Source organism: Cellulosimicrobium sp. NPDC057127, from assembly GCF_042670945.1.
Lineage (GTDB): Bacteria > Actinomycetota > Actinomycetes > Actinomycetales > Cellulomonadaceae > Cellulosimicrobium.
This window is the reverse complement of the sequence record NZ_JBHUUP010000002.1, coordinates 39114-63996: the sequence shown is the minus strand read 5'-3', so window position 1 is coordinate 63996 and position 24883 is coordinate 39114. Positions and strand designations below refer to the sequence as shown.

The following is a 24883-nucleotide window of genomic DNA, read 5'->3' as shown; positions in this document are numbered from 1 at the left end:
CGGCGGCGGTCGGACGCCGACGGTCAGACGTCGAAGACGGCGCCCGTCGTCGCGACGCCCACGGGACCCGTGTACGTCGCGCGGGCCTCCGCCACCGAGCGCTCGGGGTCGTTCCAGGCGGGCAGGTGCGTGAGGACGAGCCGACGGGCTCCGGCCGCCGTCGCGACCTCGCCGGCCCGACGTCCCGTGAGGTGGATGCCGCGCTCGACACCGTCGTCGCGGCCCTCGTGGAACGCGGCCTCGGACAGCAGGAGGTCGGCGTCGCGCGCGAGCTCGACCACGCCGTCGCACGCGTCCGTGTCCCCGGTGTACGCGAGCACGGCCTGCTCGCCCGGGCGCACGCTCGACGGCCCGGTGACGCGCAGGCCGTACGCCTCGACCGGGTGGAACACGCGGAACGGCTCGAGCGTCATCGGGCCGACCCGCACCGGTACGCCCGGCTCCCACGTGCGCACGTCGAGCTCGCCGGAGGGCCCGTCGCCCGGCTCCGACCCGTAGGCCTCCGCGATGCGGCGCGCCGTGCCCGACGGCCCGAGCACCGGCAGCCGGGACGGGGAGCCGGTACGGCTGGACCCGCGCTCCGGGTGGTACCGCAGGTACACGTAGAGCCCGCACACGTCGACGAAGTGGTCGGGGTGCAGGTGCGACAGGGCGAGGGCGTCCAGGTCGAGCGGGTCGACGAACCGCTGCAGCGTCCCGAAGGCCCCGTTGCCGAGGTCCAGCACGACGCTCCAGTCCCGTGCCTCGAACCCCGCCGCGGCCGCCTCGGCGGCGGGAACCTGCACGAGGTACGACGACGCGGGCGAGTCCGGGCCGGCGAAGGACCCGGAGCAGCCGACGGTGACCAGGCGCATCAGGCGGCCTCCACGCTGAGCACCTCGGGGCCGAGGAAGCGGCGCGCGAGGTGGTCGAACGGCTCGACGCTGCCCGTGGCGAGGAAGCGGTGGCGCGGCGGGCCGGCGTCGCGCGAGCGCTCGAGGTCGTGCGCGACGAGCGTGCGGTAGACGTCCTTCGCCGTCTCCTCGGCGCTCGACACCAGCGTGACCTCCTCGCCCATGACGTAGGAGATCGCGCCCGTGAGCAGCGGGTAGTGCGTGCAGCCCAGCACCAGCGTGTCCACGCCCGCGTCACGCACCGGGTCGAGGTACTCGCGCGCCACGGACAGCACCTCCGGGCCCGACGTCACGCCGCTCTCGACGAGCCGCACGAACTCCGGGCACGCCTGCGACGTCACGGTGAGCCCCGGCGTCACGGCGAACGCGTCGTCGTACGCGCGCGAGGTGACCGTGGCGCGCGTGCCGATCACGCCGACGTGCCCGTTGCGCGTCGCCGCGACCGCGCGGCGCGCCGCCGGCAGGATCACCTCGACCACCGGCAGGCCGTGCCGCTGCGTGTAGCGCTCGCGCGCGTCGCGCAGCACCGCGGACGACGCCGAGTTGCACGCGATGACGAGCATCTTCACGCCGTCGTCGACGAGCTGGTCCATGATCGCGAGCGCCATCGCGCGCACGGCGGCGAGCGGCTTCGGCCCGTACGGGCCGTTGGCGGTGTCCCCGATGTACAGCAGGGACTCGTTCGGCAGCTGGTCGAGGACCGCGCGCGCCACCGTCAGCCCGCCCACGCCCGAGTCGAAGATGCCGATGGGAGCGTCGTTCACCCGCCCGAGCCTAGTGGGGGTGGCGCCGCACGACCGCCCGTGCGCGCGGCGTCACCCTGTGGCAGCGCCCACACGCCCCGGGCCGCGTCCCCCCTCCGTCCGCGAGCCCGGTACCAGCCGGCGAACAGCGCGACGGCGAGCGCGACCTCGGCGACGTCGCCGCCGTAGTACATCCACTGCGCGGCCTGCTCCATCTCGGCCGCCGTGTGCCCACCGCCCGGCGGCAGCGCGGGGGCGCGCGCGTACAGCAGCGTGGCGAGGTACGCGTGGGCGCCCGCCGCGAGCACGAGCGCGACGACGCGCACGCGCACGCCGGGCCGGTGCGGTGCCGGGTCCGGCCCGGCGACGGCCCACGTGAACAGCGTGCCGGCGAGCACGAGGTGCAGTCCCACCGCGCCGTGCAGCAGCGTGCTCGACAGGCTCGCCGCGTACAGACCGGTGAGGTAGAGCACGTAGAGGCCGCCCATGTCGATCGCGCCCGCGACGAGCGGGTGGGACAGCACGCGTACCGGGACGCTGCGCAGCACCGCGGCGACCCGTCGACGGCCCGCCGTCGTGGCGGCGCCGAGCAGCAGCGTCACCGGGGCGCCCAGCACGAGCCCGAGCGGCGCGTACATCCCGAGCAGCAGGTGCTGGAGCATGTGGCCGCGCGCGTCCGCGTGCGCGAGCTCGGCGACCGGGGGCGAGACGCCGAGCGCGAGGAGCGCCGCGCCGGTGACCCAGGCCGTGGTCCGCGCGCGGCCCCACCGCCGGTCCAGGGCGCGCTCGCGGCGGGCCGCGAGCGCCCGGTACGCGCCCACGAGCATCAGGACGACGGCCACGGGCACGAGCCAGCCGACGACGTCCGGCGCCGCGCCGTGAGCCGCCGGGTGGTGGACGTGGGTCGTCACGCGCCCGGCGCCGCCACCGGGGCCGCGCCCTCGCCGCGGCTGCGCACGGCCAGCACCAGGCCGACCGCCAGCAGCACGAGGCCCGCGCCGTTCCACGCGAGGTCGTACGGCACGAGGTCGACGCCGTAGCGCACCTCGTGCAGGCCGAGCACCTTGTGGTTCACCAACCCGTCGAACAGCTGGAAACCGCCCGCACCCAGGAACGCGCCGGCCCACGCGAACCGCGGTGCGAGCGCTCGGCGGCGGCGCAGGTCCGCGAACCAGAAGAACCCGCCGACCACGAGCACGAGCTCGGCGGCGTGCAGCAGCCCGTCCGACAGCAGCGCGACGTCACCGGTCGACCGGTCGTAGAAGTGGTGCCACGCCAGGAGCTGGTGGAAGACGATCTCGTCGACCGCCGCCATCACCCCGACACCGATCAGCGCCGTCGCGAGCATCGAGGCCCGGCGCGCCGAGCGGGCGTCACCGACCGACGTCGGACCGTCCACGCTCCCCACCTCCCCCCGCGGGTCTCCTCCCGCGTCGCCCGTCAGGCCCTGGCGTCCCCGTGCCCCGCGCGCAGGTCCGCGAGCATGCCGTCCACGAGCGACTCCTGCAGCAGTCCCGTGAGCAGGAACACGCTGACCAGGAAGCGCCGCGCCGCACGCCCGTCGACGTCGCCGTCGAGCTCCGGGCCGTCCTCGCCCTCGGCGTCCAGCTCGTCGTACAGACCCTCGACCTGGTCGTCGGTGCGCAGGTCGAGCCGCTCCGCGAGGACGAGGCGTACGTCCGTCAGCGCGCCCGCGACGCGGCGCGCCGCGTCGCGCGGCACGACGAACGGCGCCGCCGACGCCGGCTCGCCGTCCACGAGCATCTGCCCGAGCAGCACGAGACGGCCGACCTTCTCCGCCGCGAGGTCCCCCTGCGTGAAGCGGCGGAACTCGTCCGCGACCGCGGCGTCGTCGGAGGCGTCCGGCAGCAGACGACGCACCGCCGGGTCCGCCGGCGCGCCCTCCGTCGCTCCCGCCGCGGCGGGCGGCGGGCCGGTCCACCCCGGGGGCGCCCACGTGCCGTCGGGACCGTCCTCGGCGCCGGACGGCTCCCCCGCCGGTCCGGCGTGCGGGACGGCGCGGTCGCCGACCTCGTCCTGGAGCATCTGCGCGACGTCGCCCGCGACCTGCGCGAGGACGATGCGCTCGGACGGCTCCAGCTCGGCGACGTAGCCCAGCGCCTCGGGCCGGAACGGCCTCACGAGGCGTCGCTCCGCTGCATCGTCGCCCACAGCCCGTACGAGTGCATCGCCTGCACGTCGACCTCCATGCGCTCGCGGTCCCCCGTCGAGACGACGGCACGCCCCTCGTGGTGGACCTGCAGCATGAGCTCGTTCGCGCGCGGCGGCGCGTAGCCGAAGTAGGACTCGAACACGTACGAGACGTAGCTCATGAGGTTCACCGGGTCGTTCCACACGAGGGTCACCCAGGGCGGTTCCGTGGCCACGTCGAGGTCGGCGTGCGTCGCCTCGTCGGGGACCGTGACGGACACCCGCGGCCGGCCGGCGCGCACGAGGCTGGGGGGATGGCTCACGCCACCACTGTATTTGCCCGGCCGTCCGCCGCCCGTCGAGCGCCGACCTGTCCTAGGTTTGTCGCATGAGCCTCCCCCACCAGGGCAGCGCCGCCCTGCCGATGACGATCGACGCCCTCACGCTCGACCGCCCCGCAGGTCCGGCGAGCGACCTCCCGCCCTCGTCGTCGACCGCGCTCCTGACGGACCGGTACGAGCTCACGATGCTCGAGGCCGCGCTCGCCGACGGCACCGCGCACCGCCACTGCCTGTTCGAGGTCTTCACGCGCCGGCTCCCCGCGGGCCGCCGCTACGGCGTGCTCGCCGGCACCGGTCGCGTCCTCGAGGCGCTGCCGTCGTTCCGCTTCTCCGCCCACGAGCTCGACTGGCTCCGCGACAACGGCGTCGTCGGCGAGCGCACGCTCGAGTACCTCGCGGACTACCGCTTCACCGGGACGATCACGGGGTACGCCGAGGGCGAGGTGTTCTTCCCGCAGTCCCCCGTCATGCTCGTCGAGGGCACGTTCGCCGAGGCCGTCGTCCTCGAGACGCTCGTGCTGTCGATCCTCAACTACGACTCGGCGATCGCGTCGGCGGCCTCCCGCATGACGAGCGCCGCGGTGGACCGCCCGTGCCTGGAGATGGGGGCGCGGCGCGCGAACGAGCAGGCCGCGGTCGCCGCCGCGCGCGCCGCGGTCGTCGCCGGGTTCGCCGGGACGTCGAACCTCGAGGCGGGACGCCGCTACGGTCTGCCGACCATCGGCACCGCGGCCCACGCGTTCACGCTCCTGCACGACGACGAGCAGTCCGCCTTCGCGTCCCAGGTCGCGTCCCAGGGCCCCGGCACGACGCTGCTCGTCGACACCTACGACGTGCACCGCGGCGTCGCGAACGCCGTCCGTGCCGCCGGGACGGCGCTGGGTGCGGTGCGGCTCGACTCGGGCGACCTCGGGGTCCTCGCGGTCGAGGTGCGGCGCCAGCTGGACTCGCTCGGCGCCCGGGACACGCGCATCACGGTGACCTCGGACCTCGACGAGCACGCGATCGCCTCGCTCGCCGCGGCCCCGGTCGACTCCTACGGCGTGGGCACGGCACTGGTCACCGGGTCCGGCGCCCCGACGTGCGGCATGGTCTACAAGCTCGTCGCGCGCTCGAACGGCTCGGGGATGCTCGAGCCCGTCGCGAAGGCGTCGACGGCGAAGACGAGCGCGGGCGGCCGCAAGGCGGCGGCCCGCCGTTACGACGACGACGGCCGCGCCGTCGAGGAGCTCCTCGTCACCGGCCCCGACCTCGCCGTGCGGGACTGGGACCCCGAGCAGGAGGCGGGCGACGTGCGCCCGCTGCACGTGCCGCTCGTCGTGGACGGTGCGGTCGACTCGCGCTGGGTCGGTTCCTACGGGGTGGAGAACGCCGCCGAGCGGCACCGGGAGGCTCGCGCCGAGCTGCCGCGCGGGGCGCGGCGCCTGTCCGCGGGCGACCCGGCGATCCCGACCACGGTGCGCCGGCTCGACTGACCGGCGCGCGGGCAGACCGCGCGTCCGGCGGCGGGACGCGGGCCGGCGGCTACTTCTGCCCGACGAACCACCGGCGCACGAGCGCCACGCGCGCGTCGAGCTGCTCGACCGTCGCGAGCGGCACCTCCGGGCCGCCGCACCGGCGCCGCAGCTCGGTGTGCACGGTGCCGTGGGGTTGCCCGCTGCGGCGCGCCCAGGCCGAGACGAGCTGCTGGAGCTCCTTGCGCAGCTCCGCGGCGCGACGGTGCTCGAGCTCGGAGCGCTCGCGCTCGGCCGACGGGCCGTTCTTCGACCGGGCGCTCATCTGGTCGGCCTGGCGCTGACGCAGCAGCGTCGTCACCTGGTCCGCGTCGAGCAGCCCCGGCAGGCCCAGGAAGTCGAGCTCCTCGTCGGAGCCGACGTCCGCGCCGGTCCCGAACTCGCCGCCGTCGAACAGCACGCGGTCGAACGACGCCTGCGCCTCCAGCGCCTCGAACGACCCCTGGAGGAGGTCCCCGGACGCCTTGTCCTCGCGGTTGGCGGCGGCGAGCTCGGCCGCCTCCGGGTCGAAGCCCTCCCCCTGCTCCTCGGCCGTCAGCGGCCGGTCGAGCGCGTGGTCGCGCTCGGCCTCGAGGCCGTTCGCGAGCTCGAGGAGCGGCGCGACGCTCGGCAGGAACACCGACGCGGTCTCGCCGCGCCGGCGGGCGCGCACGAAGCGCCCGACGGCCTGCGCGAAGAACAGCGGGGTGGAGGTCGAGGTCGCGTAGACGCCGACCGCGAGCCGCGGGACGTCCACGCCCTCGGACACCATGCGCACCGCGACCATCCAGCGCTGGTCGCCGTCGGAGAACTCCTCGATGCGGCTGCTCGCGCCCTCGTCGTCCGAGAGCACGACGGTCGGCGACGTGCCGGTGATGCGCGCGAGGTGCCCGGCGTACGCGCGCGCGTCCGTCTGGTCCGTCGCGATGACGAGGCCGCCCGCGTCGGGGATCGCGCGCCGCACCTCGGACAGCCGCTTGTCGGCCGCGGCGAGGACGGACGGGATCCACTCGCCGTTCGGGTCCAGCGCGGTGCGCCACGCCTGCCCCGTCATGTCCTTCGTCAGCGGCTCGCCGAGCCGCGCGCTGACCTCGTCGCCCGCCTTCGTGCGCCAGCGCATCTGGCCGGAGTACGTGAGGAACAGCACGGGGCGCACGACGTGGTCGCGCAGCGCCTCGCCGTACCCGTACGTGTAGTCGGCCTTCGAGCGGCGGATGCCGTCCGTCCCGCGCTCGTACTCGACGAACGGGATCGCGGCCGTGTCCGAGCGGAACGGCGTGCCCGTGAGGGACAGCCGCCGCTCCGCGTCCTCGAACGCCTCGCGCACCGCGTCGCCCCACGACAGCGCGTCACCGCCGTGGTGCACCTCGTCGAGGATGACGAGCGTGCGGTCCGCGGTGGTGCGCGCCGCGTGCAGGGCGGGCTTGGCCGCGACCTGCGCGTACGTCAGCGCGACGCCGTCGTAGTGGGCGCCGTGCCGGCCCTGGCTGTTGCGGAAGTTCGGGTCGATCCGGATGCCGACGCGCGCCGCGGCGTCGGCCCACTGGTGCTTGAGGTGCTCGGTGGGCGCGACGACCGTCACGCGCCGCACCGCACCCTGCTCGAGGAGCTCGGTGGCGACGCGCAGCGCGAAGGTCGTCTTGCCGGCACCGGGCGTGGCGACGGCGAGGAAGTCACGCGGCGCACGCGTGCGGTACAGCTCGAGAGCCTCGGCCTGCCAGGCGCGCAGCTTCGACGCCGAGCCCCACGGGGCGCGGCGCGGGAACGCCGGGGACAGGTGCGACGCGGCGGCCGACGACGGGCTCTGGGGAGCGCCGGCGACGGGCGCCGCAGGGACGCCGGGCGTGGTGCGGGGAGAGGACTGAGCAGGGGACGACGGGTGGGGTGAGCCGCTCACGTGCCGGAGTCACCCTCGCCGTCCTGCGGCTCACGCAGACCCTCGTAGATCTCCTTGCACGTGGGGCACACGGGGAACTTGCTCGGGTCGCGCCCCGGGACCCACACCTTGCCGCACAGCGCGATCACCGGCTTGCCGGAGAGCGCCGACTGCATGATCTTCTCCTTGCGCACGTAGTGCGCGAAGCGCTCGTGGTCGCCCGGCTCGGCCTGCTCGCGGGTCTCCTCGCGCTCGAGGAGGCCCGTGGAGCCGGCGCGCTGCGGGTCGCTCGGCTGCGCGGGACCCCGGGACGGGTCCTCGGGCCCACCGGGGGGCGTGCTCGCGCGGAGTTCGGTCATGAGGGGAAGTCTACGTCGCCCCACCCGCACCGCCGGCGTCGCGGCGTCGCGTCACAGGCCCTGCCACGGCGGCTTCGCGGCGTACGCCTGGCGGTAGTACGCCGCGAGCTGCAGGCGCGAGGCGGCGGCGTCGTCGACCAGCACGGTCGCGTGCGGGTGCATCTGCATGATCGTCGCGGGCCACAGCGCGGAGACCGGGCCCTCGACGAGCTGGTGCACCGCCTCCGCCTTGCCGCGCCCGGTCGCGAGGAGCACCAGGTGGCGCGCCGACATGATGGTGGCCAGGCCCTGGGTCAGGCAGTGGGTCGGCACCTTGTCGACGTCGTCGTCGAAGAACCGGGCGTTGTCCTCGCGCGTCTGGGTGGTGAGCGTCTTGATCCGGGTGCGCGAGGCGAGCGAGGACCCCGGTTCGTTGAACGCGATGTGCCCGTCGGTGCCGATGCCCAGGATCTGGAGGTCGACCCCGCCCGCGGCGGCGATCGCGGCCTCGTACGCCGCGCACGCGGCGGGCAGGTCCGCGGCGAGCCCGTCCGGTCCCCGCACCGCGCCCGGGGCGAGGTCCACGCGCGCGGCGATCTCGGCCTCGATGACGTTGCGGTACCGCTGGGGGTGGTCGGCCGGCAGGCCCACGTACTCGTCGAGCAGGAACGCCTGCGCGCGGGCGAAGCTCAGCCCCTCCTGCGCGTGGCGGCGCGCGAGCTCGTCGTAGACCCGCAGCGGGCTGGAGCCGGTCGCCAGTCCCAGCACGGCGTCCGGCCGGGCGCGCAGCAGCGCGTCGACGGCGCCCGCGGCGAGCCGCGCGAGCGTCTCGGGCGGGGCGATCACGACCTCCACGAGGGCTCCTCTCGACGGCCGACGAGGGCGGCTCCCACGGCGGCGACGGGTACGTCGGCGGGCGCGAGCGACACGCGCTCGGCCAGGCGCAGCGACGACAGGAAGGGCGACGTGCGCGCCTGGCTCTCGAGCGCTCCGCGCACGGCGTCGAGCAGGGGCTCGCCGAGCGCCGAGACGCCGCCGCCCAGGACGACGTGGCGCACGTCCACGGTGAGCTGCAGGATGCGCACCGCGCTCGCGACGGCGGTCGCGAACTCGTCCTTGATCCGCCGGGCCTCGGGGTCGCCCGCGGCCGCGGCGTCGAACAGCTCGGCCGGGGCAGGGCGCCCGTGGCGCGATGGCCACCGCGCACCGAGCGCGGACCCCGACGCGTACACCTCGACGCACCCGCGCTGCCCGCACGCGCAGGCCGGCCCGTTCGGGTCCACCGGGATGTGGCCGATCTCGCCCGCGGCGCCGCTCACGCCGCGCCGCACCTGCCCGCCGAGCACGATGCCGGCCGCGAGGCCGGTCCCGAGCGCGAGGAAGGCGAGGTCGGTGCCGTCGGCGCCCATCACGTGCGCGGCGCCGAGCGCGGCGACGTTGAGGTCGTTGTCCACGCGGACGGGGACTCCCCCGACGGCCCGCGAGAGCCGGTCGGCCAGCGGGAACCGTGCGCCGTCGACGCCGAGGTTGACCGCGTGGGTCACGGAGCCGTCGTCCGGGTCGACGAGCCCGGGCACGCCGACGCCCACGCCGTCGAGGGACGCGACGTCCACGCCCGCGCGGCGCGCGACGTCGTGCACCGCCTGGGCGGCGGTCGCGACGACGCCCTCGGGCCCGCGGACGGTGGGCACGCGCACGGTCCCGTGCGACGCCCCCTCGGGGTCGAGGACGGTCGCGAGCACCTTGGTGCCGCCGACGTCCAGGCCGGCCGTCCACCCGGGTGCGCGACGGTCGACGGCGCGCGCGCCGGGTGCGGTCGCCGTGGCCGGGCGGTCGGCGCCCGGGACCGCGGCCGCCTCGCCGGGGAGGGAGGCGGCCGTGCTCAGCTCGCTCACGTCAGCCCTTCACCGCACCCGAGACGAGACCGCCGGTCATGCGGCCCTGGACGACGAGGAAGAACACGATGACCGGGACCGCGATGAGGGTCGAGGCCGCCATCACCTCGCCCCAGTTCACGCCTTCGCTCACGCTCGAGTTGAGGAACCCGCGCAGCCACAGCGGCAGCGTCTCGGCCCGGTTCGACGGCAGCGCCACGAGGGCGATCGTGAACTCGTTCCACGCCTGGAGGAACGCGTACACGCCGGCCGCGACGAGCCCCGGCGCGAGCAGCGGGAACGTGATCCGCAGGAACGCACCGGTCCGGCTGAGCCCGTCCACCATGGCTGCCTCCTCGAGCTCCGCCGGGACGCCCGCGACGAACCCGCGCAGCATCCAGACGGTGAAGGGCACGACCGCGGCGGTGTAGAGCACCGTGACGCCGATCGCGGTGTTGAGCAGCTCCGCGCTCGACAGCATGCGGTACTGCGCGATGAACAGCCCCTCGGCGGGCAGCATCTGGATGAACAGCAGCGCGACGACGAACGCCTTGCGCCCGCGGAAGCGGAACCTGCTGATCGCGAGCGCCGCGAGGAACGCGAAGACGAGGACGAGGAGCACGGTCGACAGGGTCACGACCAGGCTCATGCGCAGGGCGGACAGGAACGAGTCGCCCTCGAGCACGGCGGCGTAGTTGAACAGGCCGGCGTCGGTGCTGAAGAACGTCGGGGTCCGGGACTGGACCTGGGTGCGCGGCAGCAGCGAGGTGTTGACCATCCAGTAGACGGGGAACACCCACACCACGGCGGCGACCAGGGCCGCGACCGTGGCGGTGACGGTGCCGGGACGCGCCCGGCGACGGGTGGTGCCCCGCTGCGTCGTGCGCGGCTCGTCCGGGCGTTCGCGCACCGTGCCCCGTGTCGGCGTCGCGGTGGTCATGCCTCGTCCTCCTTGAGCAGGCTGCGCACGTACGGCCAGCTGAGCGCGATCGTCAGGGCCAGCACGAAGATGGAGACGGCGGCCGCGCCGGCGAAGTCCTGGCGCCCGACGCCGAGCTCGTAGATGAAGTTGCCGAGCAGGTTGGTCTCGGAGACGGGCGCGCCGCCGTCCTGCAGCAGCCGGATCTGGCCGAACACGCGCAGGTCCCAGATGATCTGCAGCAGCAGGACGATGGACAGCACGGGGCGGATCATCGGCACGACGATGTTCCAGAACGCCCGCCACGCCCCGGCGCCGTCGAGCGCCGCGGCCTCCATGACCTCCTCGGAGACCTGCGTCAGGGCCGCGTAGACGGACAGCGCGACGAACGGCACGGACATCCACACGACGACCAGGGTGGCGACCAGGAAGAACGTCAGCGGCTGGGCGAGCCACGAGTAGCCGTCGTACCGGTCGAGCCCGATCTGGACGAGGAACCAGTTGACGACCCCGGAGCGCCAGTCGAACAGCCACTTGAAGACGGTGACGGCGGCGACCATCGGCATCGCCCAGGCGAGGAGCATCGCGACCTGCAGCACGAGCCGAGCGGTGCGCGTCGCGGCCTGCATGAGCACCGCGAAGAGCGTGCCGAGGGCGACGGTGAGGACGGCGTTGACGAGGCAGAACATCACCGAGCGGGTGACGACGGCCCACAGCGACGGGTCGGCGAACAGCCGCGCGTAGTTGTCGAGGCCGACGAAGGTGGGCGGCTGCCCGAACTGCTGCGCCAGGCCGAACTCCTGCAGGGACGTGACGACCTGCCAGTAGACCGGGTAGCCCATGCCGAGCAGGATCACGAGCACGGAGGCCGCGACGAGCAGGTACGGCGCGGGCGAGCGGCGACGACGCCGCGGGGTGCGCGCCGGGCCGTCGACCGCCGGGACGGCGGACCCGACGACCGCGGAGGTGGTGGTTCTCATGGAGGGGCTCCTCCCGGGCGCCCGGCCCCGGTCCTGACGGTCGTGCCGTCAGGACCGGGTGCGGGCGGGCCGGACTCGGACCGACGTGGCGGACGTCAGCCGTTGTTCAGCATCGGGGTGATCTTCTCGTCGTACTCCGCCGCGAGCGCCGTGACGTCGCCGCCCTCGGCGATCTTCTGGAAGAGCTCCTCGTAGACGAGCGCGCCCTCGACGGCGGCCCACCCCGGGGCCGGCGGCGTGAGCTTCGAGTCCGCCGCGGTCGCGATCATCGTCTCGGCGAACTTGTCGTCGCCGAGGCTGTCGACGTACTGGCTGTTCGCCGGGCCGAGGCCGTTCTCGCCGAGCATCGTCTGGTACTCCTCGGAGAAGATGATGCGCAGGAGGTTCTCGGCGAGCTCCGGGTGCTGCGACTGCTCCGAGATCGCGATGTTGGAGCCGCCGGCGAACACCGGTGCGAGGCCGCCGTCGACGCCCGGCAGACCGAAGATGTCGTACTTGGAGGCGTCCGCCATGCCGTCGCGGACCTCCTCGCCCGCGTCGTTCGTGGTGAGCTCGCCGATGGACCAGCGCGCCCAGCCCGGGGCCATGATCGTGGCTGCCTCCGGCGGCGTGCCGCCCTCGCCGTCGTTGAGGAACTCCCAGTACGCGACGTCCTGGGCGGTCGCCGGGACGTTGGAGGCGCCCGCGTAGACGTCCTGCCACTGCTCGAGGCCCGTGATCGTGCTGGGGTCGCTGAGCGTGGAGACCCACTCGCCGCCCTCCTCGACGGCGAGCTCGCCACCGTTCGCGAAGACCCACGAGATGCCGTTGCGCCAGTCCTGGCCGCCCATCGCGAACCCGGACTGCGTGTCGGTGCGCAGCGACTTCACGGACTCGGAGAACTCGGCGAGGTTCTGCGGCACCTCGAGCCCGGCCGCGGTCCAGATGTCGGGGCGGTAGAACATGTAGCGCGAGCCGAAGTAGTACGGCAGCGCGAAGTTCTGGTCGCCGACCTTGCCGGCCTCGACGAAGGACGGCAGCAGGTCGTCGCCGCCGAGCTCCTCGTAGAGCGGCGTGAGGTCGCGGAACGCTCCGACGGTGCTGAACGTCGACGCCTGCGTGTTGCCGATCTCCGTGACGTCGGGGGTGTTCTCGGCGTCGGGCAGCGCGGTCGTGAGCGCGGTGACGAGGTCGGGCCACTCCTTCTGCTCGATGGTCAGCGTCGAGCCCGGGTTCTCGGCCTCGAAGGTCTCGACGAGGTAGTCGCGCAGCTCGTCCGGGGTGTCGGGCCCCGCGAGCCACAGCGTGATGTCGCCGGCCTCGGCCTCGCCGCCGGTGCCGTCGTTGTCGTTGCCGCCGCCTCCGCCGGAGCTGCAGGCGGTGAGCGCGAGCGCCAGGGTGATCGTCGACGCCACGGACGTGGCGACGAGACGGTTCCTCTTCACGGGGTGCTTCCTCTCGGTTCGCTGTGCGGCGTCGTCGGTGACGGCGCACCAGGTGTGGCAGGAGTCCTGCGTTATTCAGGATGTGCAGGTGCTGCTGGTCCCCGGGGGTCGTCCGGCCGCGGTGGCCGGACGGTCCCCGGGCGGTTCCGGGACGGTTCAGGAGCGGGGCGGGGGCGAGGCCGGTGACGGCCCGCGCCGGTCGGGCAGCGAGGGTGGATGCGCGACGGTGCTCACGACACCCCCAGCTGTCCGGAGAGGACGAGGACGGCGGCCCCGGCCAGGACCACGTCCTCGTCGAGCGTGGCCATCCGCACCTGCAGGCCGCTGCCGATGACCGGCATGGTCCGCTCGCGGACGGTCTCCAGCGCCGCCTCGCGCAGAGGGCCGTCGAGCAGGTCCGCCGGACCGCTGATCAGCACCTCGGCGAGGTTGAGCGCGCTCACGACAGGCGCGAGGGCGATCGCCAGCGTCCTGCCGACCGACGCCAGCGCGGCGTCGGCAGCCTCGGTGTCGAGCCCGTCGACCGCGCGCCGCAGCGCCGGGACGGACAGGACGGTCTCCAGGCAGCCCCGTCGCCCGCAGGCGCAGGGGTCGCCGTCGTCGACGACGGTCACGTGGCCGAGCTCGCCCGCGGCGTCGCCGTGGCCGCGCACGCGCGCGCCGTCGAGCATGATCCCGGCGCCCACGCCCTCCCCCACGGTGAGCACGAGGAGGCCGGAGCCGGACGCGCCGCCGAACGTGAACTCCCCCAGGGCGGCGGTGTTGGCGTCGTTGGCGACGTGCACCGCGAGGCCGAGACGCTCGGTCAGCTGCTCCGCGAGCGGGACGTCGTACCAGCGGCGGTTGGGCGCCTCGACGACGTGCCCGGCGCTGTCCACGACGCCCGGGGAGCCGATGCCGACGCCGATGACCGGCTGGCTGGCGGAGGCGACGAGCCCGCGGCAGAAGCGCGTGAGCAGGTCGACGAGCTCGGTACCGGTCCGCCCGTCGACGGGCAGGTCGCGTCGCAGCACGAGGTCCCCCGTGAGGGTCATGACGGCCCCGCGCACGACCTCGTCGTCCGTGAGGTCGACGGCGACGACCTGGTACGCGCTCGTGCGCATGCCGACGAGCATCGCGGGCTTGCCGACGCGCTGGCCCGGCCGGACGCCGAGCTCCTCGACGAGCCCCTCCGCGATGAGCACGGCGACCAGGTCGGAGATCGTGACGCGGGTCAGGGACGTGGCGCGCGCGAGGTCCGCCCGCGAGGTGGGCCCCTCGTGGAACAGGTGCTGGAGCACGAGCGAGCGGTTGTGCGCCCGCGCGTGCTCGGGGAGCACCTTCGCGGTCGGCCTCAGGCCTGCGCTCAGGCGCCGCCGCGGTGCTTCGCGCCCGGTGACTGCCGTCGTCATGTTTGTTAGTGAACTGCCTTTACTAAGTCGGTGTCAACCAGCCCGACGCGTCGTGACCGAACCGTTGCCGCGCCGCAACACCGCCGTCGCACACCGCCGTCGCACACCGCCGTCGGACACCCGTCGGACGGAGCCGCCGGAAGGTGCGGCGCCCGCGCCTCCTCAGGCAGGAGCCGTGATCCACCCGCGGGCGCCCGCGTGCTCGACCGACCGCGACGCGACCACCACGGCCCGCTCGAGCGCCTCCCCGTACGCCGCACCCTGCGCCAGCGACGCGGCGAACGCGCCGTGGACCACGTCGCCCGCCCCGAGGGTGTCGACCACCCGCCGCGGGACCGGCACCGCCACGGTCGAACGGCGGCCGTCGTGCAGGACCTCCACGGCACCGCCCCCGTGCGTACGCGCCACGAACCGCGGCCCGAGCCGCGCGACGGCGTCGAGCACGTCGCCGGGCGCCACGCCGGGAACCCGGAAGTCCGCGGACAGCACGACCGCGTCGCACAGCGCGATCATCTCCGGCGCCTCGGGCTTCCACGACCCGCCGTCGAGCACGACGACGCACCCCTCCTCGCGCGCCCGGCGCGCCACGGGCAGCGCGACCGCAGGCAGGTGCCCGTCCAGGAGCAGCACGTCGCCGGACCCCACCACCCCGAGCAGGGCGTCCACGTCGAGCGCGTCGACGTCCCCGAACGCCGTCGAGTTGGTGCTCACCACGGCCCGCTCCCCCGTCGCCGCCGTGACCAGCACCGTCGACACCGCCGGCTGCGCCGAACCGCGCCGCTCGGCAGGCAGCGCGTCGACCAGGTCCACGCCCGCCTCGGCCACGTCCGCCCGCACCGCGCCGGCGAGCGGGCCCTCCCCGACGGCGGTCACCAGGCGGCTCGGCACACCGAGCGCCACCGCCGTCGCGGCCGCGTTCGCCGCAGGCCCGCCGAACGTCGCCGACAGCGAGCCCGCGACCACCTTCTCGTCCGGTCCGGGCAGGCGGTCGACGACCTGCACGACGTCGAGGGTCAGGAGTCCGCAGCACACCAGCACGGCCCCATCCTGCCGCTCCCACGCACCCCGCGCGGCCAGGGGACGGTCCGCCGCCGACGCGGCCGCGCCCGCCGGCGCGTGGACGCCCGTCCAGGTCACGGTCCGCTCACGACAGCGTCACGATGTCGCACCGGACCCTCGCCCGGTACCGGCCCCGCGCCCGCGGCGCCCTAGTCTCGCAGCGTGCACAGCGTCCGCCGGATCCCCGCCCTCGTCGTCGTCGCGGCCCTCGGCACCGCGCTCCTGGCGGGCTGCACGGCCGACGCCGGGGACGCGGCCTCCGAGTCGGCGGGGTCCGCGGTCGCCGACGACGGCGGGACGACCGCCGACCACGCCACCGCGACCGACCCGGGCTCCGGCATCGCACGCCGGGACGGGTCCACCCAGGCCGACGCCGACCGCGAGATCGTCACCACCGGCTCCGCCACCGTCGTCACCGACGACCCCACCGCCGCCGCCGACGACGTCGCCGACCTCACCGAGAGCGCCGGCGGGCGCGTCGAGAACCGCCGCCAGACCCGGGCCGACGGCGACGTACCGCCCAGCGCCGAGCTCACCGTCCGCGTCCCCGCCGACCGCACGACCGCGACCGTCGAGGCCCTCGACCAGGTCGGCACCGTGGAGGACCTGTCCGTCGAGGCGGTCGACGTCACCGGCACCGCGCGCGACCTCGACGCACGGACCCAGGCCCTCACGACGTCCGTCGAACGCCTGCGCGAGCTCATGGGCGACGCCACCACGACCGACGACCTGCTCGCCGCCGAGCAGGAGCTCACCGCACGCCAGGCCGAGCTCGAGGCGCTGCAGGCCGAGCGCGCGACGCTCACCGACCAGGTCACGATGTCGACGCTCCACGTGACGCTCGTGCAGCAGGCCCCGGCCGAGCGGCTGGCGCCCGGCGGATTCCTCGGCGGACTCTCGGACGGGTGGGACGCGCTCCTGGCGACGTTCAACGGCCTCGTCGTCGTGCTCGGCGTGCTCCTGCCCTGGCTCGTCGTCGCCGCCGCCGTCGCGCTCGCGGTGCGCTGGGCGCTGCGGAGGTCGCGCCGGGCGGCAGGCGGCGCACCGCCCGCCACGGGCGACCCGGTCCGCAGCGACGACGACCCCGGGCCGGGACCGGGCGACGAGCCCTCGTCGTCCGCACCGGCAGCACCCGTCGTCGCGGCACGAGGCCACTGAGCGACCGGATCACCCGCGGACCGGCAGGCCCACGACCGGCACCGTCCCACCAGGTGAGCACGTCCCCGCGCCCCGATCGGAAAGTTCACCCGCCCCGCCGCCCGGACGATCCCGGACGCACCCGGACGAGACAGGCGTCGACGACGACCGTCACCCGATCGTTACCTCGCGCGACCCACCCACGGGCACGGATCCTGAGCCCCACGTGGTCTCGTCGCACCACCAGCACCTTCACCCGTGCCGGAGCATCGCGACGCCACAGGGGGCGACACGACACCACGTCGAGGCGGCACGAGCCCGCACGAGCCCGGACGACGAGGACCCCCATGGACCCGCTCACGTGGACGACGCTCGACCCGCGCACCTGGCACGCCCGCACACCCGCCGGCGACTACCTCATCCACCGCGCCGTCGACGGCCAGGACTGCACGCTCGAGTCCCCCGACCGGGTCTGGCGCTCGCTGCCCGACCTCCAGGTCGCCCAGGAGGTCGCGGCGCTCGCCGACGAGGTGCACGACGACGACAGCCGTCTCACGCTCTACCGAGTCGTCACCACCACGACGCGGGCGCGGTGCGGCGAGACGTTCGGCGCCGTCGACGACGACGACGCCCTCCGGGTCCTGCGCGCACGACGCCGCGCAGGGAACCTGCCTCTCACGGCCTTCACGCTCGAGACCGAGCGCGGGCGCACCGTCGGGTCCTGGTACCCGGCGGCGGGAGCCCCGGCGTCACCCGGGCGTGCCTGAGCGGTGGGTCGAGCGGCCCGTGTCCGCGTCGTGCCGCGCTCCCCGGGGACAGCACGACGCGGGCGGTGCCAGGGAGTCCTGGCACCGCCCGCGTCGACAGGGGTGGAGGTGCGGGGAATCGAACCCCGGTCCGGTGACGCCGATCGAGGACTTCTCCGGGCGCAGTCTGCTGTCGTTTTTCTCGGCCCCCGCACTCACGCAGACAAGGTGCGGACGGGCTCAGTCACCTGAAAGTCCCCGCAGCCCCGGTGACGAGGACTGCGAGCAGTGGCTCTCTAGATGACGCCAGGATCCGAGTCGAGAGCTAGCTCGGGCTGACGGACTTCGGGGCTCGCTCAGGCGGCGAGGGCGAAGTCGGTGCGCTTGTTATCGGCACCTGTAGTTTGCAGACATCGTTTACGAGATAAGCCTGCATCCTCGGCCCGCTTCTCCTCGAAGCACGACCACCGTCGAAACCGATCACCCCCTGTGCAGTTGTCAAGCACTGCCGGTCCCCGGGACGAGCCCGCGGCGCCTGCAGCGTGACCAGCGTACGGGATCAACACGACGGGGCGCACGCGTATTCCGGGTCGCCTCCCGCGGGGCGGCGCGACGCCCTCACGCGTCGTCCGGCGTCCCTACTTCTTGCGGCTCAGCACGTCGGCGAGCAGTCCGCCGGCGATGCCCAGGAGGAACACGTCCTTCGCCAGCCCGATGCCCTCGTCGGTCGGGCGGACGCCGTCCTCGCGGGTCATGCCGGGCGTCTTGAGGTACAGCCCGACGAGCCCGGCCGAGAACGCCGCGAGCGCGGGGGCGACGAGCGCCGTCGGGACGAACGGGGTGACGAGGGCCGCGCCGAGCGTGATCTCGGCCGTGGAGAGCGTCTTCGCGAACTGCTGCGGCTCGACCTCGCCGAGGAACGGGTAGGCACCGGCGGCCATGCCGTGCATGCCCTGCGCGGCCTCCTCACCGGCGCCGCGCTTGTTCAGCCCGGAGTTGAGGATGTACGCCCCGGCGGCGAGACGGGGGATGTACTGGCGCAGCTTGACCATGAGGGCTCCTGTCGGGCGCGGGTGGTGGACCGCGCCGGTACGGCGCGGCTCTCACCGACCGTACGACGCCGCGCGCTCCCCCACCAGCCCGGTCCGCGCGCCCGCGGTCAGCGCATCTCGCGCTGGCGCATGGCGCGCTGGGCCTCGCGCTGGTCCTGCTTCTCGCGCAGCGCGTGGCGCTTGTCGTACTCCTTCTTGCCGCGGGCGAGCGCGATCTCGACCTTCGCGCGCCCGTCGAGGAAGTACAGCTGGAGCGGGACGACCGTGTGCCCCTTCTCGCGCGTCCTGGCCTCGAGCCGAAGGATCTCCTCCTTGTGCAGCAGGAGCTTGCGCTTGCGACGGGGCGCGTGGTTGTTCCACGTCCCCTCGGTGTACTCCGGGATGTGCACGTTCTCGAGCCACGCCTCGCCGCGGTCGACGTCGACGTAGCCGTCGACGAGCGACGCGCGTCCCATCCGCAGCGCCTTGACCTCGGTGCCGGACAGGACGATCCCCGCCTCGTACACGTCCTCGATCACGTAGTCGTGACGTGCCTTGCGGTTGCTGGCGACGACCTTGCGGCCGCTGTCCTTCGCCATCTCGTCGTACCGTCCTCGGGGTCTCGGGCCGTGCAGGGTCTGCGGCGCGCGCGGCGTGCCGACCCACCAGGGTACGGCGGCACGACGGCGCCGGGTACGGATTATCCCGGCCGCGAACGCCCGGGGGCCCCTAGAGCCGCGACATCGGGTTCACGGTCGAGCCGTTGACGTACACCTCGAAGTGGAGGTGGCACGCGCTCGACGTCCCGGTGTTGCCCGAGTATCCGACGACCTGGCCCTTCTGGACCCGCTGACCCGAGGAGACCGCGAAGCGCGAGAGGTGGTTGTAGCTCGACATGACGCTCTCGCCGCCCATGATCCCGTGGTTGATCAGCACCTGGTTGCCGAGACCGCCGTAGCGGCGGGCGAACAGCACGGTCCCGGACGCGGAGGCCAGGAGCGGGGTGCCGCAGTAGGCGCGGAAGTCCGTCCCGGCGTGCAGGCGCCAGATGCCGAGCGTCGGGTGCAGCCGCATCCCGTAGTGCGAGGTCACGTACGGCACGGCCGTCGGGTAGCCCAGCCCGCTCGACGTCGGGGGCGCCGGCGCCGGTGCGGGAGCCGGTGCCGGGGCTCCGCCCCCACCACCGCCGCCTCCGCCGCCCCCGCCCTGGTTCTGCTGCTGCTCCTGGCGGCGCCGCTCCTCCTCCTGGCGCCGGCGCTCCGCCTCCTCGGCGGCACGGCGGTCGCGCTCGGCCTGCTGCGCGATGATGGTCTGGAGCTCGGACTGGAGCGCGGCCTGGTCCCGCTCGTTCTGCTCGATCTGGGCGAGCGCGTCGTCCTTGCGGTCCTCGATCGTCGCCTTCTTGGCCTGCTGCTGGACGATGAGGTCCTCGACCTCCGCCTTGCGCTCCGCGGCGGCCTGGCGAGCAGCCTCCGCCTCGACGACGTTCTCGTCCGCCTGGGTCTTGAGGTCGGTGATGGACTCCCGCACCGCCTGCAGGCGCGCCTCGCGGTTGCGCGCGACGGCCTCGGCCTCCTGCAGGTCCTGCAGCGTGCGGGACTGGCTGCGCGCGGCCGTCGAGGAGACGGCGAACTCCTCGATGAACTCCTCGGTGCTCTGCGCGCCCGTGACGATGCCGAGGCTCGACACGTCGCCCGCACCCCGGTACGCGCTGCGTGCCATCTCGGCGATGTTCGCGCGCGCGTCCGCCACCTCGGTGGCGCCCTGCTGGATCTCCTGGCTGATCGCCGCCTCCTGGCCGAGGGCGTCCTCGAGCCGCTGGGCGAGGAGCTCGGCCTCCCGCTGCGTCCGCTCGACCTCAGCCTCGGCGCCCGCGAGCTCGGCCTGGGCGACCGGCAGCCGGGCCTCGATCTCCTGCAGCTCGACGACGGCCCGCGCGAGGGCGTCGTCGGTGCCCTCGAGCTCGGCCTCGAGCTGCTCGCGGTTGTCGAGCACCTCCTGCTGGCGACGCTCGGCCGCGGCACGGCGGTCGTCGATGTCGTCGGCGCTCGCCCCGGCGACGGTGCCCGTCACCAGGACGGCGGTCGCGAGGAGGGCCGCGAGGGCGCGGCGCGAGCGGACGGCGGTGCGCGCGCCGCGGCGCGCAGGACGGATCGAAGAGGTCATCTCACACCCTCGTGTGGCGGTTGAGCGTGACGACCGAGGAGATGGCCGCCAGGAGGAACGCGACGCCGACCAGGACCGGCGCGATGGTCAGCACGTCGGACTCGTCGACGTACGCGACCCACGTCACGGACTGCGACAGCCAGTCGGTGACCAGGTACTTCACGCCGACCCACAGACCGCCGACCGCGAGGAGCGCACCGACGACCGCGGCGATCGCCCCCTCGAGCAGGAACGGCAGCTGGATGAACAGGTTGGAGGCACCGACGAGCCGCATGATCCCCGTCTCGCGTCGACGGCTCAGCGCGGAGAGACGGATCGTCGTCGTGATGAGCAGGACGGCGGCGAGCAGCATGACGGCGGCGAGACCCGCGGAGAGCAGGGACGCGCGGTTGAGCGCGAGGAACAGCGAGTCGAAGATGCGGCGCTGGTCCTCCACCACCTCGACGCCCGGACGTCCCGTGACCACGTCGTTGACGACCTCGTAGTTCTCCGGGTTCGTCAGCTTGAGCCGGAAGGACGCCTGCATGTCGTCGACCGTGAGCTGGGTGCCGAGGTACCCGTCGGGGTAGCGCTCGGAGAACGCGGCGAACGCGTCGTCCTTGGACTCGAAGTAGACGGTCTGGATCTCGTCGCCGAGCTCGGACTCGAACACGCCCTCGAGCTCCGCGATCTGCTCGGGCGTCGCCTCCCCGGCCGCGCACGTCGGCTCGGAGGACCCGTTCGGGCACAGGAAGACGGAGACCTCGACCTTGTCGTACCAGTCGTCCTTGAGCTTGTCGATCTGCGCCTGCAGGAGCAGGGAGGCTCCGACGAAGGTGAGGGACACGAACGTCACGAGCACCACGGACACCGTCATGGACAGGTTGCGGCGCAGGCCCTGCCCGATCTCGGTGAGGATGAACTGGAAGCGCACCCCGCTCACTCCCCCGACCGGACGTGGGCGGCGTGGCGGCGGGCGCGCAGCGCGCTCTCGCGGCGGGGCAGGACGGTCGTCGGCGCGGTCGCGGGTGCGGTCGTCGGTGGTGTCGCGGGCGGCGCCTGCGGGGTGGCGCCCGAGCGCGGCGCGCCCGTCTCCGCGGTCTCGCCCGCGGACCGGCTGCGACCGCCGTAGCCGCCGTGCGCCTGGTCGCGCACGAGCGTGCCCGTGTCGAGCTCGACGACGCGCTTGCGCATCTGGTCGACGATCTCGTGGTCGTGGGTCGCCATGACGACGGTCGTGCCCGTGCGGTTGATGCGGTCGAGCAGACGCATGATGCCGAGCGAGGTGGTGGGGTCGAGGTTCCCGGTCGGCTCGTCCGCCAGCAGGATCGGCGGCCGGTTCACCATGGCGCGCGCGATGGCCACGCGCTGCTGCTCACCGCCGGAGAGCTCGTGCGGGCGTCGCTTCTCCTTGCCCGCGAGACCCACGAGCTCGAGCGTCTCCGGGACCGTGATGGCGATCGAGTGCCGCGGGCGGCCGATCACCTGGAGCGCGAACGCGACGTTCTCGAACACCGTCTTGTTCGGCAGCAGCCGGAAGTCCTGGAAGACCACGCCGATCTGGCGCCGCAGGTGCGGCACCTTCCAGCTCGACAACGACCCGAGGTCGCGGCCGGCGACGAACACCTTGCCCCGGGTGGGGCGCTCCTCGCGCAGGATCAGGTGCAGGCAGGTCGACTTGCCGGACCCGGAGGCGCCGACGAGGAAGACGAACTCGCCGCGCCGGATCTCCAGGGACACGTCGTCCACCGCCGGCCTGGCGCCGCGCGCGTAGACCTTGGTGACGTTCTCGAAGCGGATCACGACAGCACAACTCTCGGGTCAGGGAGCGAACCGGGTTCGCTGGACGTTCTCGAGAGTAGGCACGCGTCACGGGCAGGCTCGGGCGGACACGCCGCGCCCGGACGGACCGGGACGGTTGCCCGGGTCACCCTGAATCGGACGAAACCAGGTCAACCTTCCCGTTCCCGGCGAGGTTTCACCCGGCGAGCTGCACGCCCCGGCGCCAGCGGATGCCGGCCTCGATGAAGTCGTCGATGTCGCCGTCGAACACCGCGGACGGGTTGCCGACCTCGTGCTCGGTGCGCAGGTCCTTGACCATCTGGTACGGCTGGAGCACGTAGGAGCGCATCTGGTCGCCCCAGCTCGCCTTGATGTCGCCGGCGAGCTCCTTCTTCTTCGCGTTCTCCTCCTCCTGGCGCACGAGCAGCAGGCGGGACTGGAGCACGCGCAGCGCGGCGGCACGGTTCTGGATCTGCGACTTCTCGTTCTGCATCGACACGACGATGCCGGTCGGGATGTGCGTCATGCGCACCGCCGAGTCCGTCGTGTTGACGGACTGGCCGCCGGGGCCCGACGAGCGGAACACGTCGACCTTGATCTCCGACTCGGGGATGTCGATGTGGTCGGTCTGCTCGATGAGCGGGATCACCTCGACCGCGGCGAACGACGTCTGGCGCCGGCCCTGGTTGTCGAACGGCGAGATGCGCACGAGACGGTGCGTGCCCGCCTCGACCGACAGGTGCCCGAACGCGTACGGCGCCTTCACCTCGAACGTCGCCGACTTCAGGCCCGCCTCCTCCGCGTACGAGGTGTCGAGCACGGTCGTCGGGTAGCCGTGACGCTCGGCCCACCGCAGGTACATGCGCAGGAGCATCTCGGCGAAGTCGGCGGCGTCGACGCCGCCCGCCCCGGAGCGGATCGTCACGACGGCCTCGCGCGCGTCGTACTCCCCCGCGAGCAGCGTCCGGACCTCGAGCTGGTCGAGGTCCTTGCGGATCCCCGCGACCTCGTTCTCCGCCTCGGTGAGGGTGTCCGCGTCCTCCATCTCGTGGCCCATCTCGACGAGCGTCTCCACGTCGTCGATGCGCTGACCGAGCTTTTTCACCCGGTCGAGCTCGGACTGGGCTGCCGACAGTGCAGACGTGACCTGCTGCGCCTTCTCGGGGTCGTCCCACAGATCGGGGGCCGACGCCTTCGCCGACAGCTCCTCGATCCGCGCGCGCAGCGCCTCGGGGTCGCTGACGCTCTCGATGGACTCGAGCGTGCTGCGGAGCGCCTTGATCTCGGTCGGGAAGTCGATGGTGGCCACGATGTTCAAGGTTACGCGACGGCCCGGGTGCGCCGCGCCGCCCGGCCCCGGGCACCAGCCCCGGTGCCGGACGGCGCGCGGCGCGTCAGGTGGTCGGCTCGCCCTTGCCCGCCCCGGCGGTGGCACCCGTCGGAGCGTCCGGTCCCGCGGAGCGACGCCCCTCGTCCCGGGCCTTGGCGAGCATGTCCTCCAGGCGCTTGCGCCGGCGGCGGCGGTCGTCGCGGATGCCGAGGAACAGCACCGCCACGATCGCGAGGAGCAACAGCTGGGCCCACGGGATCGCCCACGTCGTCACCGAGACCGTGACCGGCTCGAGCGGCGCCTCGATCTGGTCGTCACCCACGGCGTTCGGGGTGACCGTGACGGTGGTCGTCACGGGGCCGAGCGGCCACACGCGGTCGACCTCGACGGCACGGTTCAGCGACCCGCCGGGCAGGAGCTCGTCGACGGGCGGGGCGCCACGCTCCTGCGTGAGCAGGCCGAACAGCGCCGACGTCGACACCTCGCTCTGCGCGCCGAGCCGGATGTTGCCGTCGTTCGCGATGTCGTAGGACACGCGCACCTCGCCGGGCGCGAACGGGTTCCAGGACGCCGTGTACGCGGCGCTGACGTCGGGGACGGCGATCGCGGGCTGCACCTCACCGGTCACGCGCGTGGTGACGCGGAACCCGACGCGGCTCTCCACGCCGAGGCTCGTGCCGCCCTCGCCGGCCTGGGTGCTCGTCACGGACGCGGCGATGCCGGCCGGGTGGTCGCCCGGGGTCGCGTTCTCGGGGACCGTCAGGGTGTACGGGACGACGACGGTGTCGTCGGGGCCGACCTCGACCGTGTCCTGAACCTCGATCCACGTGCCCGCGTCCGTGGACTCCTCGTTCGAGGGCAGCATGTTGAAGCGGCCGGTGTCCGTGATGTAGCCGTCGGCCGCGTTGAGGGCGAAGGTCGCCGGGACGTCACCGAAGTTCGTCACCGCGAGGTGCTCGGTGACCGTGGCTCCCGGGTCGAGCTCGAGCTCGACCCAGCGGCGGCCGTCGGGGCCGTCGGCGCTCGACGGCCTGACGCTCCAGGTGGTCCGCTCGGCGGTGTCGGTGGGCAGGACCCCGTCGGCCACGGTCGCGGGCGTGACGAGACTCGCGCGCTGCTGCGCGGCGTGCGGCGTGACGGCGTCGGCCGCGGCGCTGGGCAGCAGTGCAGCGGCGAGCGTGGCGAGCACGGCGAGGACGCGGTGTCCGGGGCGGCGTTGTTGTGGTGCGG

At 74.0% G+C, this 24883-nt stretch carries 25 protein-coding genes and 1 other RNA gene; 3 read left to right on the top strand and 23 right to left on the bottom strand.

Translation table 11 applies throughout. From position 1 onward, the window contains the following. Positions 1 to 23: 23 nt before the first annotated feature. From ACFTZA_RS02010 to clpS, 6 genes are read right to left on the bottom strand one after another with little or no spacing between them, the layout of a single operon-like run. Complete coding sequence (locus ACFTZA_RS02010; RefSeq protein WP_378190220.1) at positions 24 to 854, bottom strand: MBL fold metallo-hydrolase; 831 nt, start codon at positions 852 to 854, stop codon at positions 24 to 26. Further along, complete coding sequence (gene murI / locus ACFTZA_RS02005; protein ID WP_378190219.1) at positions 854 to 1657, bottom strand: glutamate racemase; 804 nt, start codon at positions 1655 to 1657, stop codon at positions 854 to 856. The genes ACFTZA_RS02010 and murI overlap by 1 nt, the downstream gene beginning before the upstream one ends. Beyond that, positions 1654 to 2547, bottom strand: a complete 894-nt coding sequence (locus ACFTZA_RS02000; protein ID WP_378190217.1) for a cytochrome c oxidase assembly protein — start codon at positions 2545 to 2547, stop codon at positions 1654 to 1656. Before ACFTZA_RS02000 ends, murI begins: the two co-directional genes overlap by 4 nt. Then, positions 2544 to 3035: a DUF2243 domain-containing protein gene (locus tag ACFTZA_RS01995; RefSeq protein ID WP_378190215.1), complete on the bottom strand. Its 492-nt coding sequence runs from the start codon at positions 3033 to 3035 to the stop codon at positions 2544 to 2546. The genes ACFTZA_RS02000 and ACFTZA_RS01995 overlap by 4 nt, the downstream gene beginning before the upstream one ends. 41 nt (positions 3036 to 3076) lie before the next feature. After that, positions 3077 to 3778 carry a DUF2017 family protein gene (locus ACFTZA_RS01990; protein WP_378190213.1) on the bottom strand — a complete coding sequence of 234 codons (702 nt, stop codon included), beginning with the start codon at positions 3776 to 3778 and terminating at the stop codon, positions 3077 to 3079. After that, positions 3775 to 4068, bottom strand: a complete 294-nt coding sequence (clpS, locus tag ACFTZA_RS01985) for an ATP-dependent Clp protease adapter ClpS (RefSeq protein WP_378190752.1) — start codon at positions 4066 to 4068, stop codon at positions 3775 to 3777. The genes ACFTZA_RS01990 and clpS overlap by 4 nt, the downstream gene beginning before the upstream one ends. 143 nt (positions 4069 to 4211) lie before the next feature. Here clpS and ACFTZA_RS01980 point away from each other — a divergent pair, with 143 nt between their 5' ends. After that, complete coding sequence (locus ACFTZA_RS01980) at positions 4212 to 5603, top strand: nicotinate phosphoribosyltransferase (protein WP_378190750.1); 1392 nt, start codon at positions 4212 to 4214, stop codon at positions 5601 to 5603. 49 nt (positions 5604 to 5652) lie between these two features. Here ACFTZA_RS01980 and ACFTZA_RS01975 read toward each other — a convergent pair whose 3' ends face one another. From ACFTZA_RS01975 to ACFTZA_RS01935, 9 genes are all read right to left on the bottom strand, one after another. Beyond that, complete coding sequence (locus ACFTZA_RS01975; protein WP_378190748.1) at positions 5653 to 7398, bottom strand: DEAD/DEAH box helicase; 1746 nt, start codon at positions 7396 to 7398, stop codon at positions 5653 to 5655. 116 nt (positions 7399 to 7514) lie between these two features. Next, positions 7515 to 7856 carry a DUF3039 domain-containing protein gene (locus ACFTZA_RS01970; protein ID WP_378190211.1) on the bottom strand — a complete coding sequence of 114 codons (342 nt, stop codon included), beginning with the start codon at positions 7854 to 7856 and terminating at the stop codon, positions 7515 to 7517. 51 nt (positions 7857 to 7907) lie between these two features. After that, positions 7908 to 8690: a glucosamine-6-phosphate deaminase gene (nagB, locus tag ACFTZA_RS01965; RefSeq protein ID WP_378190209.1), complete on the bottom strand. Its 783-nt coding sequence runs from the start codon at positions 8688 to 8690 to the stop codon at positions 7908 to 7910. After that, positions 8678 to 9730, bottom strand: coding sequence for an ROK family protein (locus tag ACFTZA_RS01960; protein WP_378190207.1), 1053 nt, complete (start codon positions 9728 to 9730; stop codon positions 8678 to 8680). The genes nagB and ACFTZA_RS01960 overlap by 13 nt, the downstream gene beginning before the upstream one ends. A gap of 1 nt (position 9731) precedes the next feature. Next, complete coding sequence (locus tag ACFTZA_RS01955; protein ID WP_378190205.1) at positions 9732 to 10649, bottom strand: carbohydrate ABC transporter permease; 918 nt, start codon at positions 10647 to 10649, stop codon at positions 9732 to 9734. Then, on the bottom strand, positions 10646 to 11608 hold the full coding sequence (locus ACFTZA_RS01950) for a carbohydrate ABC transporter permease (RefSeq protein WP_378190203.1): 963 nt from the start codon (positions 11606 to 11608) through the stop codon (positions 10646 to 10648). The genes ACFTZA_RS01955 and ACFTZA_RS01950 overlap by 4 nt, the downstream gene beginning before the upstream one ends. Before the next feature lie 95 nt (positions 11609 to 11703). After that, a complete protein-coding gene (locus ACFTZA_RS01945) occupies positions 11704 to 13032 on the bottom strand; it encodes an extracellular solute-binding protein (protein WP_378190201.1) in 1329 nt (442 codons plus the stop codon). A gap of 230 nt (positions 13033 to 13262) precedes the next feature. Beyond that, a complete protein-coding gene (locus tag ACFTZA_RS01940; protein ID WP_378190199.1) occupies positions 13263 to 14423 on the bottom strand; it encodes an ROK family protein in 1161 nt (386 codons plus the stop codon). A gap of 162 nt (positions 14424 to 14585) precedes the next feature. Next, positions 14586 to 15560, bottom strand: coding sequence for a PfkB family carbohydrate kinase (locus ACFTZA_RS01935; RefSeq protein ID WP_378190197.1), 975 nt, complete (start codon positions 15558 to 15560; stop codon positions 14586 to 14588). Positions 15561 to 15644: 84 nt separating this feature from the next. On the opposite strand from ACFTZA_RS01935, the gene ACFTZA_RS01930 reads away from it, so the two are divergent. Both ACFTZA_RS01930 and ACFTZA_RS01925 read left to right on the top strand, forming a co-directional pair. After that, a complete protein-coding gene (locus ACFTZA_RS01930; protein WP_378190195.1) occupies positions 15645 to 16640 on the top strand; it encodes a DUF4349 domain-containing protein in 996 nt (331 codons plus the stop codon). Positions 16641 to 16966: 326 nt separating this feature from the next. Further along, on the top strand, positions 16967 to 17386 hold the full coding sequence (locus ACFTZA_RS01925) for a hypothetical protein (RefSeq protein WP_378190193.1): 420 nt from the start codon (positions 16967 to 16969) through the stop codon (positions 17384 to 17386). A 100-nt stretch (positions 17387 to 17486) separates the two neighbouring features. Here ACFTZA_RS01925 and ssrA read toward each other — a convergent pair. The 8 genes from ssrA to ACFTZA_RS01885 form a co-directional block, all read right to left on the bottom strand. Next, positions 17487 to 17853: a transfer-messenger RNA gene (gene ssrA, locus ACFTZA_RS01920) on the bottom strand. Positions 17854 to 18003: 150 nt separating this feature from the next. Continuing rightward, on the bottom strand, positions 18004 to 18417 hold the full coding sequence (locus ACFTZA_RS01915; RefSeq protein WP_378190191.1) for a hypothetical protein: 414 nt from the start codon (positions 18415 to 18417) through the stop codon (positions 18004 to 18006). Between the two features lie 107 nt (positions 18418 to 18524). Continuing rightward, entirely contained in the window at positions 18525 to 18995 is a 471-nt protein-coding gene (gene smpB / locus ACFTZA_RS01910) for an SsrA-binding protein SmpB (RefSeq protein ID WP_378190189.1), read from the bottom strand. 130 nt (positions 18996 to 19125) lie between these two features. After that, the gene (locus ACFTZA_RS01905; RefSeq protein ID WP_378190187.1) at positions 19126 to 20562 is read right to left on the bottom strand and encodes a peptidoglycan DD-metalloendopeptidase family protein; all 1437 of its coding nucleotides are present in this window, start codon (positions 20560 to 20562) and stop codon (positions 19126 to 19128) included. Position 20563: 1 nt separating this feature from the next. Further along, positions 20564 to 21475, bottom strand: coding sequence for a permease-like cell division protein FtsX (gene ftsX / locus ACFTZA_RS01900; protein WP_378190185.1), 912 nt, complete (start codon positions 21473 to 21475; stop codon positions 20564 to 20566). Between the two features lie 5 nt (positions 21476 to 21480). Then, positions 21481 to 22344 (bottom strand): cell division ATP-binding protein FtsE, encoded by an 864-nt coding sequence (ftsE, locus tag ACFTZA_RS01895; protein WP_378190183.1) that lies wholly within the window; start codon positions 22342 to 22344, stop codon positions 21481 to 21483. 175 nt (positions 22345 to 22519) lie between these two features. Then, positions 22520 to 23632 (bottom strand): peptide chain release factor 2, encoded by a 1113-nt coding sequence (prfB, locus tag ACFTZA_RS01890; protein WP_378190181.1) that lies wholly within the window; start codon positions 23630 to 23632, stop codon positions 22520 to 22522. An 85-nt stretch (positions 23633 to 23717) separates the two neighbouring features. Further along, a complete protein-coding gene (locus tag ACFTZA_RS01885) occupies positions 23718 to 24842 on the bottom strand; it encodes a hypothetical protein (RefSeq protein WP_378190179.1) in 1125 nt (374 codons plus the stop codon). Positions 24843 to 24883 lie beyond the last annotated feature (41 nt).

What these genes read in the sequence shown, in the direction of transcription:
- ACFTZA_RS02010 (WP_378190220.1), bottom strand. Translation starts at nt 854, where the DNA reads ATGCGCCTGGTCACCGTCGGCTGCTCCGGGTCCTTCGCCGGCCCGGAC.
- ACFTZA_RS01980 (WP_378190750.1), top strand. Translation starts at nt 4,212, where the DNA reads ATGACGATCGACGCCCTCACGCTCGACCGCCCCGCAGGTCCGGCGAGC.
- ACFTZA_RS01970 (WP_378190211.1), bottom strand. Translation starts at nt 7,856, where the DNA reads ATGACCGAACTCCGCGCGAGCACGCCCCCCGGTGGGCCCGAGGACCCG.
- ACFTZA_RS01955 (WP_378190205.1), bottom strand. Translation starts at nt 10,649, where the DNA reads ATGACCACCGCGACGCCGACACGGGGCACGGTGCGCGAACGCCCGGAC.
- ACFTZA_RS01950 (WP_378190203.1), bottom strand. Translation starts at nt 11,608, where the DNA reads ATGAGAACCACCACCTCCGCGGTCGTCGGGTCCGCCGTCCCGGCGGTC.
- ACFTZA_RS01940 (WP_378190199.1), bottom strand. Translation starts at nt 14,423, where the DNA reads ATGACGACGGCAGTCACCGGGCGCGAAGCACCGCGGCGGCGCCTGAGC.
- ACFTZA_RS01925 (WP_378190193.1), top strand. Translation starts at nt 16,967, where the DNA reads ATGGACCCGCTCACGTGGACGACGCTCGACCCGCGCACCTGGCACGCC.
- ACFTZA_RS01915 (WP_378190191.1), bottom strand. Translation starts at nt 18,417, where the DNA reads ATGGTCAAGCTGCGCCAGTACATCCCCCGTCTCGCCGCCGGGGCGTAC.
- smpB (WP_378190189.1), bottom strand. Translation starts at nt 18,995, where the DNA reads ATGGCGAAGGACAGCGGCCGCAAGGTCGTCGCCAGCAACCGCAAGGCA.
- ACFTZA_RS01905 (WP_378190187.1), bottom strand. Translation starts at nt 20,562, where the DNA reads ATGACCTCTTCGATCCGTCCTGCGCGCCGCGGCGCGCGCACCGCCGTC.